Source organism: Acetobacteraceae bacterium, from assembly GCA_004843345.1.
Classification (GTDB): domain Bacteria; phylum Pseudomonadota; class Alphaproteobacteria; order Acetobacterales; family Acetobacteraceae.
Map to the genome: position 1 here is coordinate 1,352,068 of CP039460.1, position 14,130 is coordinate 1,366,197.

General features: G+C 44.5%; 17 protein-coding genes and 1 tRNA gene. 15 read left to right on the forward strand and 3 right to left on the reverse strand.

Annotated features, from left to right (window positions below; all coding sequences use genetic code 11):
- The first annotated feature begins 3 nt into the window (after positions 1–3).
- From rpsI to FAI40_06705, 8 genes are all read left to right on the forward strand, one after another.
- Entirely contained in the window at positions 4–492 is a 489-nt protein-coding gene (gene rpsI, locus FAI40_06670; GenBank protein ID QCE35042.1) for a 30S ribosomal protein S9, read from the forward strand.
- A 153-nt stretch (positions 493–645) separates the two neighbouring features.
- A complete protein-coding gene (locus FAI40_06675; GenBank protein ID QCE35043.1) occupies positions 646–1,731 on the forward strand; it encodes a branched-chain amino acid aminotransferase in 1,086 nt (361 codons plus the stop codon).
- 49 nt (positions 1,732–1,780) lie between these two features.
- Positions 1,781–2,983, forward strand: coding sequence for a molybdopterin molybdotransferase MoeA (locus FAI40_06680; GenBank protein QCE35044.1), 1,203 nt, complete (start codon positions 1,781–1,783; stop codon positions 2,981–2,983).
- A 74-nt stretch (positions 2,984–3,057) separates the two neighbouring features.
- Positions 3,058–4,122, forward strand: a complete 1,065-nt coding sequence (gene moaA, locus FAI40_06685) for a GTP 3',8-cyclase MoaA (protein ID QCE35045.1) — start codon at positions 3,058–3,060, stop codon at positions 4,120–4,122.
- Position 4,123: 1 nt separating this feature from the next.
- On the forward strand, positions 4,124–4,636 hold the full coding sequence (gene moaC / locus FAI40_06690) for a cyclic pyranopterin monophosphate synthase MoaC (protein QCE35046.1): 513 nt from the start codon (positions 4,124–4,126) through the stop codon (positions 4,634–4,636).
- 23 nt (positions 4,637–4,659) lie between these two features.
- On the forward strand, positions 4,660–5,280 hold the full coding sequence (locus tag FAI40_06695; GenBank protein ID QCE35047.1) for a molybdenum cofactor guanylyltransferase: 621 nt from the start codon (positions 4,660–4,662) through the stop codon (positions 5,278–5,280).
- Entirely contained in the window at positions 5,247–5,516 is a 270-nt protein-coding gene (locus FAI40_06700) for a MoaD/ThiS family protein (protein QCE35048.1), read from the forward strand. Before FAI40_06695 ends, FAI40_06700 begins: the two co-directional genes overlap by 34 nt.
- Positions 5,517–5,564: 48 nt before the next feature.
- A complete protein-coding gene (locus FAI40_06705) occupies positions 5,565–6,062 on the forward strand; it encodes a molybdenum cofactor biosynthesis protein MoaE (GenBank protein ID QCE35774.1) in 498 nt (165 codons plus the stop codon).
- A gap of 119 nt (positions 6,063–6,181) precedes the next feature.
- On the opposite strand, the gene FAI40_06710 is transcribed toward FAI40_06705, so the two are convergent.
- From FAI40_06710 to FAI40_06720, 3 genes are all read right to left on the reverse strand, one after another.
- A tRNA-Leu gene (locus FAI40_06710) sits at positions 6,182–6,268 on the reverse strand.
- Positions 6,269–6,309: 41 nt separating this feature from the next.
- On the reverse strand, positions 6,310–7,008 hold the full coding sequence (locus FAI40_06715; protein QCE35049.1) for a M48 family metallopeptidase: 699 nt from the start codon (positions 7,006–7,008) through the stop codon (positions 6,310–6,312).
- Positions 7,008–7,475 (reverse strand): YcgN family cysteine cluster protein, encoded by a 468-nt coding sequence (locus FAI40_06720; GenBank protein QCE35050.1) that lies wholly within the window; start codon positions 7,473–7,475, stop codon positions 7,008–7,010. Before FAI40_06720 ends, FAI40_06715 begins: the two co-directional genes overlap by 1 nt.
- 200 nt (positions 7,476–7,675) lie before the next feature.
- On the opposite strand from FAI40_06720, the gene FAI40_06725 reads away from it, so the two are divergent.
- The 7 genes from FAI40_06725 to FAI40_06755 all read left to right on the forward strand — a co-directional run bounded on the left by FAI40_06725 (position 7,676) and on the right by FAI40_06755 (position 14,061).
- Positions 7,676–8,218, forward strand: a complete 543-nt coding sequence (locus tag FAI40_06725; GenBank protein QCE35051.1) for a hypothetical protein — start codon at positions 7,676–7,678, stop codon at positions 8,216–8,218.
- Positions 8,219–8,295: 77 nt separating this feature from the next.
- Entirely contained in the window at positions 8,296–8,490 is a 195-nt protein-coding gene (locus tag FAI40_06730; protein ID QCE35052.1) for a DUF1656 domain-containing protein, read from the forward strand.
- Between the two features lie 58 nt (positions 8,491–8,548).
- A complete protein-coding gene (locus tag FAI40_06735) occupies positions 8,549–9,460 on the forward strand; it encodes an HlyD family secretion protein (protein QCE35053.1) in 912 nt (303 codons plus the stop codon).
- Between the two features lies 1 nt (position 9,461).
- On the forward strand, positions 9,462–10,985 hold the full coding sequence (locus FAI40_06740) for an efflux transporter outer membrane subunit (protein ID QCE35054.1): 1,524 nt from the start codon (positions 9,462–9,464) through the stop codon (positions 10,983–10,985).
- Between the two features lie 95 nt (positions 10,986–11,080).
- Positions 11,081–11,959: a J domain-containing protein gene (locus FAI40_06745; protein QCE35055.1), complete on the forward strand. Its 879-nt coding sequence runs from the start codon at positions 11,081–11,083 to the stop codon at positions 11,957–11,959.
- Between the two features lie 26 nt (positions 11,960–11,985).
- A complete protein-coding gene (locus tag FAI40_06750) occupies positions 11,986–12,180 on the forward strand; it encodes a hypothetical protein (GenBank protein QCE35056.1) in 195 nt (64 codons plus the stop codon).
- A 51-nt stretch (positions 12,181–12,231) separates the two neighbouring features.
- The gene (locus FAI40_06755; GenBank protein ID QCE35057.1) at positions 12,232–14,061 is read left to right on the forward strand and encodes a carbohydrate porin; all 1,830 of its coding nucleotides are present in this window, start codon (positions 12,232–12,234) and stop codon (positions 14,059–14,061) included.
- Positions 14,062–14,130 lie beyond the last annotated feature (69 nt).

Here is a 14,130-nt window from a genome sequence, read left to right on the forward strand (position 1 = left end):
CGTATGTCAGAAACAACAATTACAAAAGATGTTGCAGGGCTTGAGTCTCTTGCAGCTTTGAAAGATGGACAAGAAGCTGCCCCTGCTCAGCCAAAGCGTGATGCGCAGGGTCGTTCTTATGGTACAGGTCGCCGTAAAGGCGCTGTTGCCCGTGTTTGGATTAAACCAGGCAAAGGGGAGTATAGCATCAACGGGAAATCTGCTGAGAAATATTTCGCACGTCCTGTTCTTCGCATGATCATTGCACAGCCATTTTTGGTTGCTAACCGTCATAATGAATTTGACGTTTACTGCACTGTTTCTGGTGGGGGACTTTCTGGTCAGGCTGGTGCGTTGCGTCATGGTTTGTCCCGTGCATTGGTTAATTATGAACCAGAATTGCGTAAATCCTTGAAGGCGGCAGGCTTCCTTACACGTGATAGCCGTGTTGTTGAACGTAAGAAATACGGTCGCGCAAAAGCACGTCGTTCCTTCCAGTTCTCTAAACGCTGATTTTTCCAGTGCCAATTTTTTAATTGGTTTAGGATTGTCAGAACAAGTAAATGCCAGCAGAGCTTTGCTCCGCTGGCATTTTTTGTTTCTGCTTCTGGTTTTTGGGCAATAAAGATTTTAAAATGGCTAGAGCTAGGTTTTTATATTCGCCTTATGGCAACGGCTTACATGATTGGGGATATTCTTATGACACGACCATCTTCTAGCGCTCCTGTAAAATTTGGAAGCGTTTTTACCCCTCATATGGTTTGGGCACGCTATGAAGAGGGAAAGGGCTGGAGTCCATTAGAAGTTACACCGACAAAGTCGTTTTCATTGATGCCAGCCGCTGCTGTGTTGCATTATGGGCAAGCCATTTTTGAAGGGATGAAAGCCAGACGAAATCAAGAAGGCAAGGTCGTTGTGTTTCGAGGTGATCAAAATGCGGAGCGTTTTCGTCAGTCGGCACGGCGTTTGGTGATGCCAGAAGTTTCTGATGAAATGTTTTCGGAGGCACTATCGCTTTTTCTGCAAAAGGATGGGCATTTAACCCCTGAAGAAGAGGGAAGCGGTCTTTACTTGCGCCCCTATATGTTTGCCGAGGAATCTTTTTTGGGGGTTCGTCCAGCCAATTCTTATATCTTTGTGCTGATTGGTTCTCCAATGACGGCTTATTTTTCGGACAAAGATGCTTCTCTTAAATTATGGATTGCGGATTCTGCACGCGCAGCGCCAGGCGGGACAGGAGACGTGAAGGCTGCAGGGAATTACGCAGGGAGTTTCACGGCGCAGCTTGAGGCAAAAAAGCAAAATTGCCATCAATCTCTTTTCCTTGATGCAAAAGAGCAAAAATATATCGAGGAAGCGGGGGCAATGAATATTATGTTTGTTAAAAAGGATGGTTCTGTTGTGACGCCGCCTTTGAACGGATCTATTCTTCCAGGGATTACGAGAAAAAGTATTCTTGCCATTGGCCGTGATCTTGGAATGGAAATGAGAGAAGAGCAAATTTCCATTGATGCTGTTTTTGAAGGCGGAAAGTCAGGCGAGATTACGGAGGCTTTTTCTTCAGGAACGGCTGTTGGTATTGTTCCTATTCGAGAATTAGTGCGGAAAACAAAGACTGGGGAAATTGAAACAATTTCTTTTCAAGGGATTAAAACAGGGTTTCCTGTTGCGAACCGTTTAGCAAAGACATTGCTTGATATTCAGGAAGGCAGAGCAGAAGATAAGCATGGTTGGGTAAAAGTTTACGCTTAATTGTGTTAAGATGGACAATCTCGAAAGATTATTCGGAGGAATGTGAAGAATGTGCGCTGCTGTAACGGTGAAAGAAGCAACAGAAATTGTTTTGAGACATGCTGGGGATTTTGGCATTGAAAAATGTGCTCTCTTTAAAGCAGCGGGCAGAGTTTTAGCTGAAGACGTTTCAGCAGAACGTCCACAGCCTCCTTTTAATCGTGTGATGATGGACGGGATTGCGTGCCGTGCTGCAGATGAATTTCCATTGAAATGCCTTGGCCGTCATCAGGCAGGTGCGAAAATTCCAACTTTGACAGAAGGAAATGTTTGTTGGGAAGTTATGACAGGGGCAGCTCTTCCATATGGTGCTGATTGCGTTATTCCTGTTGAAGCCTTGGTGCGTAAAGAGATGGATGTTTTCCTAAAGCCAGGAGACGGTGGCACCCGTATTGCAGGGCGTTTTATTCATCCAAAAGGTTCGGATGCGCAAAAAGGCGATTTACTCCTTTCTGCAGGGGCGCGAATCGACGGGCCTGTGATGGCTTTGTTGGCTGCAAATGGCTACGCTGAAGTTTCAGTTTATCGTTTGCCAAAAATTGCGCTTTTGGCAACGGGTGATGAATTGGTTGATGTGGATGCTGAAGTCGGCGAAGGGCAGATTCGCCGCTCAAACGATTCTATGATGCGGGGTGTTCTGGCATCTGGCGGTTTTGAACCAAGTCATGTTGAACATATTCCAGATGATTTTGAGACCTTGGTTGCAGCGCTTCAAAGAGTTTTAAAAGAATCGGATGTGATTATTCTCAGTGGTGGCGTTTCTATGGGAGCATTTGATTATGTTCCATCCGCATTGCAGAAAGTGGGGGCAAAGAAACTTATACACCGTGTAACGCAGCGTCCTGGTGCGCCGATGTGGTTCGGGATTGGTCCTCAGGGACAGCGCATTTTTGGAATGCCAGGCAATCCTGTTTCAGCAATGGCTTGTTCTGCAAGATATGTTTTACCGCTGCTCAAAGCGGCAATGAAAGACCGTAGTGCTTTATTGCCTCGGAAAGCGATGATTAAAGAGACGGTTCAGTCCATGGATAAGCGAACCTTTTTCTTACCTGTGTGCTTAGTGTGGGAAGAGGAAAGGGCTGTTTTGATTCCGCATCATGTGCCAACCTCTGGAGACTTTATGCATTTGGGAGATACGGATGGGATTGCTGAAATCCCAGCAGGCAAGGGTGAAATTAATGCAGGCTCTTTGGTTTCGTTCTACCCTTGGTAAGCGCTTTTTTTAGATTTTAATGTAAACCTGTTTTAGAGATGAAAATATGCTTTTTTTTGGATTAGGGGCTAAAAATGCAGCCTAATGTGTCAGGCGGTGCGCTAAAAGATTTTTATAAGCGCCCTTTAAGAGATTTAAGAATTTCGGTTATGGACCGATGTAATTTGCGCTGCTCTTATTGCATGCCCGAAGAAACTTTTCATGATAATTACCAGTTTCTCTCTCCTCAGGAGCGTTTAAGCTTTGATGAGATTGAAGAAATTACAAAAGTTGCGGCCTCTCTGGGGGTCGTAAAATTGCGCTTGACTGGCGGAGAGCCCCTTTTGCGTAAAGGCATAGAGAATTTAATTGCCCGCTTGAAAAAAATTGAGGGAATTGAGGATATCGCTTTAACAACAAATGGAATTTTGTTGAAGAAGAATGCCCAGTCTCTCAAAGATGCTGGATTAAGCCGTGTTTCTGTTAGTTTAGATGCGATGAGCCAAAGTTCTTTTGAGGGCATGTCGGGAGGACGTGGAAAACTTTCTCAGGTGCTTGAAGGGATTCAGGCTGCGCAAGAAGTTAATTTTCCAGCAGGGATTAAGGTTAATGCGGTTATTCAAAAGAATGTGAATGACGATCAGATTATTCCTTTGGCCGCTTATTTTCGAGATACGGATATTATCCTGCGTTTTATTGAATATATGGATGTCGGCACGCGCAATAGTTGGAGTATGCGCAGGGTCGTTTCCTCTGCGGAAATCAGAGACCTTATTGGCGCTCGCTGGCCGTTAGAGCCTTTAGATCCTCACTATAAAGGTGAGGTTGCAGATCGCTACCGTTATAAAGATGGGAAAGGTGAGGTTGGATTTATTTCTTCTGTAAGTTCGCCTTTTTGCGCAGATTGCTCCCGCGTAAGGCTTTCTTCTGAAGGGCAAATTTATACATGTTTATTTGCAGATTCAGGCTTTGATTTGCGTCCTCTGATTAAGGCAAAAGATTCGGAGAAAATAAAAGAATTCCTGGAAAAAATTTGGCATGACCGTAAGGATCGTTACAGCTTAGATCGAAATTCTCTTTTAAATGAAGAAGGGAAAACCCATAGGCAGACAAATATTCCTGGCGGACGGCGTATTGAAATGAATTATATTGGTGGATGAAATGACAGAACATAAAGAATCAGGCCTTCTTACTGACAAGCTTAGTCATGTGAATGAACAAGATGGTGCGCCAAAAATGGTGAATGTCGGTGAAAAACAGATTACTTCGAGAGAGGCAACGGCACAGGCGCGTTTGCTTTTTCCCAAAGAAGTCGCCGCAAAATTGAGAGAGACAGATTATGTAACGCCTAAGGGTGCTGTTTTTACGGTTTCCCGTATCGCTGCCGTTATGGGGGTTAAACAAACTTCCAATCTTATTCCGTTATGTCACCCGCTTCCTTTAAACGGTTGTGATATTGAAATTTATATGGAAGGTGACGAGGCAGTGATAGAAGTGACGGCTTCTTGCTCTGGTCGGACAGGCGTTGAAATGGAAGCTCTGACAGGCGCTTCAATCGCAGCTTTGACAATTTATGATATGTGCAAGGCATTGAGCCATGACATGATTATTAAAGAAACAAAATTGATTGCAAAAAGCGGTGGTAAAAGAGATTTTAATCGCAATCAGCACTAAAGAAAAAAGGGTTAAAGAGGCTTATGCCGACTAATTTTTCAAATGAAAAGCTTTTTGGCTTGCTCTTGAGCGGTGGAAAAAGCAAGCGTATGGGCAAAGATAAAGCAGCGCTCTGCTATGAGGGAAAGCCTCAGCTTGTTCGGGCGATGGATTGGCTTAAAAAATTTACAGACCAGCAGTTTCTTTCCTTGAGGAAGGATCAAGCCTCTGATCCTTTGCGTCAAAATTATACGCCTCTTTTTGATATTGAAAATGTTGAAGGGCCAAATGCAGGACTGTTGGCAGCACATCGTGCTTATCCAGAAGCGGCGTGGCTCGTTTTGGCTTGTGATCTTCCCTTTGCAGATGAAAAAGCGCTTGATCCCTTGGTTGAGGCAAGAGCAAATTGGCATGGAGAAGAGGCGGAAAAACCTGTCGTTTTTTCATGGGAAAGCCCTTTCAATGGAAAAGCAGAGCCTCTTTGCGCAATTTGGGAACCGAAAGCGCTTGAATCTCTCGAAGTAAAAGTAAAAGAGGGAGCGCATTGTCCAAGACAGGCTTTTAAAGGGTTGGCAGAATATCTTCTCATCCCAGAAGGGGATATGCTCGATAATGTTAATACACCTGAAGAATGGCAGAAAATACAAAAGGGAGAAGCCTTATGAAAATTCGTGTTGAGTATTTCGCACATCTTAAAGAACTAGCAGGAAAGTCAGGAGAGAACTTAGAGATGCCAGATTCTGGTCTTAAAGGTCTCTATGAGAGTCTCAAAGACCGTTATCGTTTTCCGATGCCAATTTCAGATATTCGCGCAGCTGTGAATGATGAATTTGTGCCTTGGGATCATCCTGTCAAAGAGAATGATACTGTTGTGTTTATTCCTCCTGTTACAGGCGGTTAATTTCTGATTGTTTCGAAGATATAGGTTTGAAAGAGGAGATAGGTTTTGATGAAGGAAGAAGGGTTCTTTTTATCCAGCACGCCCGTTGACGTTACGAAATGGGCAAAAGTGCTTCATAAGCCAGAAGCTGGCGGATATTGCGCCTTTGAAGGTTGGGTTAGAAATCATAATGAAGGGCAAGATGTTGAAGGCCTTGAATATGAGATCTATGAGGTATTAGCGCAGAAAGAAGGCGAAAAAATCATTCAGGAAGCGCTTGAAAAATTTGATATTATCGGTGTTTCCGCATGCCATCGCTATGGAAATTTAAAAATTGGCGATATGGCTGTTTGGGTTGGGGCATCTGCGGCGCACCGTGATGATGCTTTTAAAGCCTGCCGTTATGTGATTGATGCGATTAAGTTCCGTGTACCTGTTTGGAAAAAAGAGCATTATAAATCAGGAGAGCATAAATGGGTGGCCTGCCATCATTGCGCTGCGGCTGGAAATGACGCAGATCATGCCCATCACCATGGGCATGGCGCTGGATGCAACCATAACCATTAAAAAAAAGAGAGTATTGCGAACCCATTTTTAAATGGGTTTTCGTAATTTTTTAGAAAGGTCGCTTTACACCACAGTTAATTTTCTCTGTGGAATTTTAGCGCTAAAATATTTGGGAAAGATGGTGCGAGCGGGGGGACTTGAACCCCCACGTTCCATCGGAACTCAGGATTTTAAGTCCTGTGCGTCTACCATTCCGCCACGCTCGCAATCTCAACTGAAAAGCATATCATCAGCTTCGATGAAACTCTTATACAGTTCTTTGTAATTTTATGCCATAATTTTTAAGCCATTTTTCACTTTCTTTTCGTCCAATTTTCCCATTTGGACAAAAATTTTCGACTAAAGCCCAGAAATCTGGGGAATGATTGAAATGTGTCAGATGGGAAAGTTCGTGGATAATGACATATTCTTGGACGGCTTTTGGTGCAAGAATCAGCCTCCAGTTTAGCATAATCGCTCTTTGAGTGTTACAGCTTCCCCAACGGCTTTTTGTATCTCTTAGGGTGATTCGGCTGAATTCTGCCTGCATTATTTCCGACCATTTTTTGGCTAAAACAGGTAAAAGAATTTTAGCCCGTGCTTTAAGAAAGGCCTCGATTCTAGCGAGTTCATTTGGATCATTCTCACGAACGATAAATTTATCTGAGCAAAGTTTTGGACGGAATGAAGGGCGTTCGGGGACACGAACAATAGGATAGGTTTTGCCTTCAATGAGAATTTCATTCGCTTGATCCGCCGGCGGCGGGAGCGCCTCTAATTGTTTTTGAATCCATTCTATATGGGCTCTGATAAAAAGAAGTGCTTTTTCTTTCGGAAAATTCAGAGGCAGAGAAAGAACAACGCCTGAACAGCGTGGATCAATACGGAGCGAAAGACGGCGGGATCGGCTGGAATATTTCCATTTAACAGGCCAAGGAAAAGGGGGTTCTTTGGCATTTTGCGTCATTATTTCGGCTTATGCTTTTTGCAGATTGTTGGCCATTCTTCGGGCCAGTCGACAATATAATCTTCAAGATCATGCGCTACACGTTCGCTGATACATCTGCCAGCAACGGAAGCGCCAGCTTGGTGTACCGTTTTAAGCGTTCCAGATTTTAAGGGATGCCATTCTGGAAGGTCTTTGCCTTCATTGACAAGGCGATAGGCGCAACTCACAGGTAACCAGTTAATCTGGCGGACAAGTTCTGGCGTCAAAGAGATACAATCTGGAATAAGCTGAAAACGGCTGTCATAGGTTTTACAGTTTCCTGTTTGGCAATCAAGACCACGGCATGCAACTTTTGTCCACGCAATTTCGCCACTTTCCTCATCTAAAAGCTTATTTAAGCAGCAACGTCCACATTGATCGCAAAGGCTTTCCCATTCTTCGTGTGTAAAATCTTCAAGTTGTTTATTTTTCCAGAAAGGGGGCAATGGAGTTCTTTCAGAGGTTGGAGTGGCTTTTAGAGATTAAAACTCTAAATCTAGAATTCTCTCTATCATGAAGCACATTCCCTTGGTAATAAAGGAAGAGATAAGAATTTTTTAATCTATAATGAGAGACAGTTTTTTAATAAAGCAGTGCTTAAAAACTGGAAAGCGCATCATCATAATACAGAAGAAAAGGGTTTAGGATGGAAGGTCCACTCGAGTTAGTGAAAGAGCTTTTTCGCCTACAAGGGGAAGTGATTGCGTTAGCGGTTAGGCGTTATGGCCATAGAATGCTCTGGATAGGGGCTGTTTTAATTTCCTTGCTTTTTATCGTTTTCTCAATGCATGCGGTCTTTTGGGCAGTTTTCCTTGCGTTTTTACCAGGACATTTTATTTTGGCGTCCTTGGCGATGCTCGCTATGGATTTCTTTTCTTTTCTCTTTTGTATCTATTTTGCAACAAAAGCGAGAAAACCAAGTTACGATCAGAAAGAGGTCTATCGGGAGCGTGAGGAAAAAGTGGAGCTTCTTCGGAGTGAACTTTCTGTTTCGACCTTGCTGACCTTTTTGAATTCACCCCTTGGAAAATCTGCTGTCATCTGGGTCTTAGGCTGGTTGACGCAACCCTTTTTTAGAAGCAAAAAAAGTACAAGAAGAGAGGATGAAAAAAGAGATCGAGAGGCCAAAAGGCGCAAAAGAATGGACTTTAGCCGTAAAGGACGTGGGTTGTTTTGGCGTCTTTTTTGAAAAAAGAGACTGTTGATTGATCCCATGAAGTGCTAGTTGTTTCCGAAGGATATTCTTGAAGGGATAACATCCTTATCATGATGGCGGAATTTAATCTTTTTGGTATTTATATCGCACCTATTACCGTTTATGGGTTGATCGCTGTTTTCTTAACAGTGCTTCTTCGGACGATTTTGTGGCGTATTGGTATTTTGCAGTGGTTTTGGCATGTGGCTCTTTTTGAGGTTGCCCTGTTCTGTTGCATCTTAAGTTTGCTGATTTTGTATTTATGACCGACTCTGTTTTAAGCCTTGATTTCTTCTTTCATCATTATCTTGGGATAACGTGTCTGTGAGTCGTTTTAGTACAATTATACGTCCTTTATTGACCAGTATGGTGATTATCCTTGCCTTGGGGCTTGGGTATATTGTCTGGGATGTTTATGTTCTTAATCCATGGACGCGTGATGGACGTGTCCGTGTGTATGTGGTGATTAGCGCCCCAGAGGTGGAGGGAACCGTGACCTCTATTCCTGTCGTGGATAACCAGTTTGTCCATCGGGGCGATCCGATCTATGTTCTGGATAAATTACGTTTTCAGCTCGACGTTCAGCATGCCAAGGCGCGCGTTTCTGGTGCGCAGGATGAGTACGAACTCGCTGTTCGAAACGCTCATCGCCGTTTAGGGCTGGGTGGAGCGGTTTCGCGAGAAGAAGAAGAAGATTACGATTCTGAAACTGTTGTGAAGCGTGCTTTTTTGAATGAAGCCAAAGCGGAGTTAAATACGGCGCTTGTTAATTTACAGCGTTCAACGGTTTATGCCTCCGTTGATGGTTATATTACAGATCTCAATTTGCGTGTCGGGGATTATGTCCATATTGGGCAACCTGTGATGTCGATTGTGGATTCCAGCACCTTCTGGATTTATGCCTATATGGAAGAGACAAAAATCCATGGGGTGCATATCGGCGATGTGGCCCGTATTAAATTGATGGGATATAGAGAGTTGTTAAAAGGCCATGTTGTGAGTATTGGCCGTGGGATTAACGATAAGAATGGGGAATGGGATCGTCTCGGCCTGCCAACCGTTGACCCTATCTTTACATGGGTGCGTCTAGCGCAACGTATTCCTGTTCGTATTGAGTTTGATGAAATTCCGCCAAATGTCATTCTCGTTTCAGGTATGACAGGCAGTGTTGCCATTGGTCCAAAGCCGCCTGGCGGACGTGGAAATCTGATTATGTGGTTACAAAATCACTTGTAATATGCGCATTTTTTCTTATGCCCTTGCTGGTGCCCTTTTACTTGCTTCTTGCACCGTTGGTCCTGAATATAAACCGGACCACGTGCGTTTGCCGTCGCATTTTTCGTCGCAAGAGCATGTTCCGACTGCAGAAGAAATTGCGGATATGGAACAGGGGTTACGAAATTGGTGGTGTCGCTTTAATGACCCTATTCTAGATCAGCTAATTGATCGTGCCATTAAGGGAAACTATAACCTGATGGCCGCAACGAACCATATTATGAGTGAGCGTGCGCTGAGACGGGAAGCACAGGCGCAATGGTATCCACAAGTCGATGCAGATGCCGGCGGTGGGGATACGAGATATTCCACAGCGATTGATAACTGGCCACTACGTCCAGGCCATCAAGGCAACACTTTTGGTGCGGGGGCTTGGCAATATGCAGGCGCTTCCATCATTACCTATGGTGTGAACGCCAACTGGGAAATTGATGTTTTCGGACGAATTTCCAGACAGGTTGAGGGGCAGACACGATCTGTTCAGGCCAGTATTGAAGACAGGCGTGGACTTCTTCTTTCTATTTTGAGTCAAATTGCAACGGACTATGTGATTCTGCGTGGAACGCAGGAGCGTATTGCTGTCGTTGAGGGGGCTATTAAAGTCGCTGCGAATGTCTGCGATATGGTGAATCGGCTTTATTCCCATGGGGTTGGAAATAACCTCGTTGTCGCACAGGCAGAATCAGAGCTTCATAGTGAACGTGCCAGACTGCCGGGACTGAGGGCGCAAGAGGCGACGATGCGTCATGCGATTGCTGTTTTGATGGGAGAAATGCCAGGTAAGGATTTACCGGAACTCGAAGCCGTTCAGTCGATGCCAAAGCCGCCTGCTTTGCCAGCAACTTTGCCATCTTTGGTGGTTGCGAACCGTCCTGATATTCGTGCCGCAGAGCGGCGCTATGCGGTTTCAATGGCCAATATTGGTGTCGCTGTGGCGCAGCTTTATCCTAATTTTAATGCGCCTTTGAACTATAACCCGAACGCTTCTGCGTTTTATCAAGCCTTTTCTTTATACGGGCAGGCTTGGAACTTCTTAATTATGGCTTCTATTCCCATTATGCATGGTGGCCAGTTGACGGCAAAAATTTCTCAATCCCGTGCAGATGCCGAAAAAGCGCGCTTTATGTATCACCAAACGGTTTTGGATGCGTTTCAAGAGGTTGAGGATCGCATGACGGATTGGGGACAGGATAATTATACAGTGATTGAGCGCTATTCTGCCGAAGTTCAGGCAGATTTAGCCCGAGACCGTGCCCGTTCGCTCTTTAGCCACGGTTTAACGAGTTTCTTGAATGTTCTTGTGACAGAGCAAACCGCTTTGAATACAAAAGATGAGTGGGTTGTGTCCCGTATTAAACGTTTACAGGATGCGATTGGTCTTTATGTTGCGATGGGTGCTGGTTGGCAAGGGGATGAGCTGGTCAATACAGAGCTGCCAATTGAAAAACATGATCAGGGAATTCTGGCAAGAATCTTCACACGCTAGGTTTTTAACCGATTTCTACCTATTCTTTCAGGAAATAACGTAATAAGCTTACGACATTTGAAAAAGAACATTGGATTAAGAGGAATTACCCGGATATGAGCGATCTTTATGCTACGCTTGGGCTCACTAAAACTGCAACGGACGATGAGATTCGTAAGGCCTATCGTCGTCTTGCCAAAAAATATCATCCGGACCTTAACCCTGATAACAAAGAGGCAGAGGAGAAGTTCAAACAAATTGGGAAGGCCTATGACATTCTTGGTGATGCAGAAAAGCGTAAAAGCTATGACCAAGGATCTATTGATGGGGAAGGTCAGCCAAGGGGCTTCGGTGGAGGTGCCGGCGGTTTCGGCGGAGGCGGCTTTGGCGCTGGAGCAAGCCCAGAAGATTTAGAAGATATTTTAAGAGGCTTTACAGGCGGTGGTTTCGGTGGGGGCTTTGGCGGCCGTGGAGGTTTCGGTTCTCGTGCTTCCAGAGCTGGGGGAGACGTCCGTTCTGAAATGACAATTCCCTTCCTTTTATCTGTTTTAGGCGGAGAAGAGGAAATTTTTGTCAATGGAAAATCTGTCACCTTTAAAGTGCCGCCTGGGATTACGGACGGGCAAACATTACGTCTGAAAGGGAAGGGGCAACCTGGACGTGGCGGTGCGCCTGCTGGGAATCTTCTTTTAACGATTCATGTCCAGCCTGATAGCCGGTATGAACGTGACGGCAGAGATTTAAGAGAGATCGTTGATATTGATTTCAAAACTGCTATTCTCGGGGGTAAGTTGGAAATACCAACGCCTTTGGGGCCTGTGAGATTGACAGTTCCTGCTGATTCAGATAGTGGAAAAGTTCTAAGAGTTCCCGGTCGAGGGATTGCAGCAGATAAAAATCATGTTGCAGGCAATTTGCTTGTGACATTGAGGGTTGTCCTAGGTCAGGTTGATCCTAAATTAAAGAAATTTTTACAAGACGAAGATAAAGACTGACGTAACTTCTAATGGATGAGGTTCTAATGGCAGAGTCGACCCCACCCCCCTCGGATGAGGTTTTAAAAGAAAGATCTTTTTTTACATCTGGATGGCTGTATCATTTGCTGCATGTTGAAATGATGCAGTGTTTTGGTGCGATGCTGTTTGTCCTTTTTTTAACAGCACTGACCTTTTACGGCGTGCTTAGAATGCAAGGTTTCAGTTACGGCCAAGCTTAACTTTCTGCTTTAGGGCTAAGTTTTACTCTCCGCTTTTAGGGATGGGTGTTAATGAAAAAAAAATCTCTGAGTGAACAATTAGCAGTATATTTTAACTATTTACTCTTTTTCCTGAAGCGAAGAAGGGTAAGCTTCATTCAGAGAAAATTCGTATTATTTTTGTTAGGGGTGTCTGCGATTGCAGCGCCCCTTAATTATGTTCATGCAGATCCTGCTGGGGTGATTTTAAGGAGTAAGCCTCCAGAGACAAGCGCATCTTTAGAAGACGAAGAGGAAATTAAGGTAAAGCCCCATAGGCGTACGACTAATTTATCTTCAGCGCTCAATGGGGGAACACATCTTAGACCCTATGCGCCAGCTTCAAATGGTATGATGGATAATCAGCGGACCAGTGATATACAGCCTTTTAGTAAAGATGATGCAACACAGGCGATGAAGGGCGAAACCCATGCTTTTGGCTCCATGCCTTTACCAATTGCAGGTGGGGACTTTGCGCCTTATCTTGGTCCGGGATCAACCTATGTGCCAGCACCTGCGACATGGCTTCCGAGAAGCTTCCCAGCTTGGATGGATCAGGAAACTGTTACGGGGGATTGGGGGGGATGGCGTTCATGGCTTAAAAATAGAGGTATCAATATCGGTGGCCGCTGGCTGATGGAGTGGAATGGAAATGTTGGCGGTGGGCGTGAGCATGCTGGCCGTTATGCAGATGAAGAGGCCATCTTTGTCGATTTAGATATGCAGAAATTATTTGGGGTTCATTTAGGAACAATCCATTATTTGATGACGATGCGGCAGGGATCAAATGCAGCTTTGAATGCTGATATTCCAACTTTAGATTCTACAATGGAAATTTCTGGAGGTGGCACAGGGACGCCAGGCTATGATTTTACACGATTGACCCGATTGTCGTGGGAGATGCTGTGGAATAAATATGTCCGTACAGAAATTGGCGAAATGAATGCGGAAACGGATTTTGAACAGTCTTCAACCTACTGGGGTGCAAACTTGTACTGTCAGTTTTCAAATAATGGTATTTGCGGTATGCCCCAGTCGATTGCGATGAACTCTGGCTATACCTGGTATCCTTCGGCTTCTCCTGGCGGATATATTAAAATTTATCCAACAGGGAATGATCATTGGCTGATTTCTACGGGTATTTATGCAGAAAACAGTAATGCGAGTGCGCCACACAATTATTGGAATTTAGGTTTAGACGATGCTGTGGGTGCTTTTGTTCCTGTTCAGTTGGGTTGGCACAAAGGTGGAGTCTCCGATTATGAAGGGCCTTTGCAGGCAAATATTAAAATCGGTGCTTATTGGGATTCCCGTTGGGTGAAAGATGTTTACTCGCAATTACCAACCTTTGCTGGTAATGCTTTTCCAACGTCAGCTTTGATGTTTGCTAATCCACAACAGAATAGAAGTCCTTATGGTGTGTGGGTTCAGGCAGATACGATGATTGAGCGTGATGGAAAAGATCCGAGAAGAGGTTTGAGCGCTTTTGGAAGCTTTACTTGGGGAGATCCCAAAAATTCTGTTGCGCCTTATTTTGTGACGCTTGGTGTTGTTCGCAAGGGAACGTTTCGCAATCGCCCAAATGATACAATCAGTCTTGGCGGTAAAATACTTTGGGTGAGTGATACGTTAACCAAGTGGGTGCAGGATTTACCGCAGAATGTCTGTAATACGCACCAATATGGGTATGGCGGAGGCTGTTATGCCCCTCATATGGAAAGTGCTCTAGAGTTAAACTATGGATGGAGACCTGCAAATTGGCTCTTAATCCGTCCAAATCTACAATTTATCTTTGGTCCCGGTGGAACCAACCGTTATGCAACGGCAACAGTCGTTGGGGTAGAATCAGGGATTACCTTTTGATTGCTTGAGGTGTGATCGAGCGATGATAAAAGAGGAAAATGGAATGCCTATTTAATGCAATATGAAGGC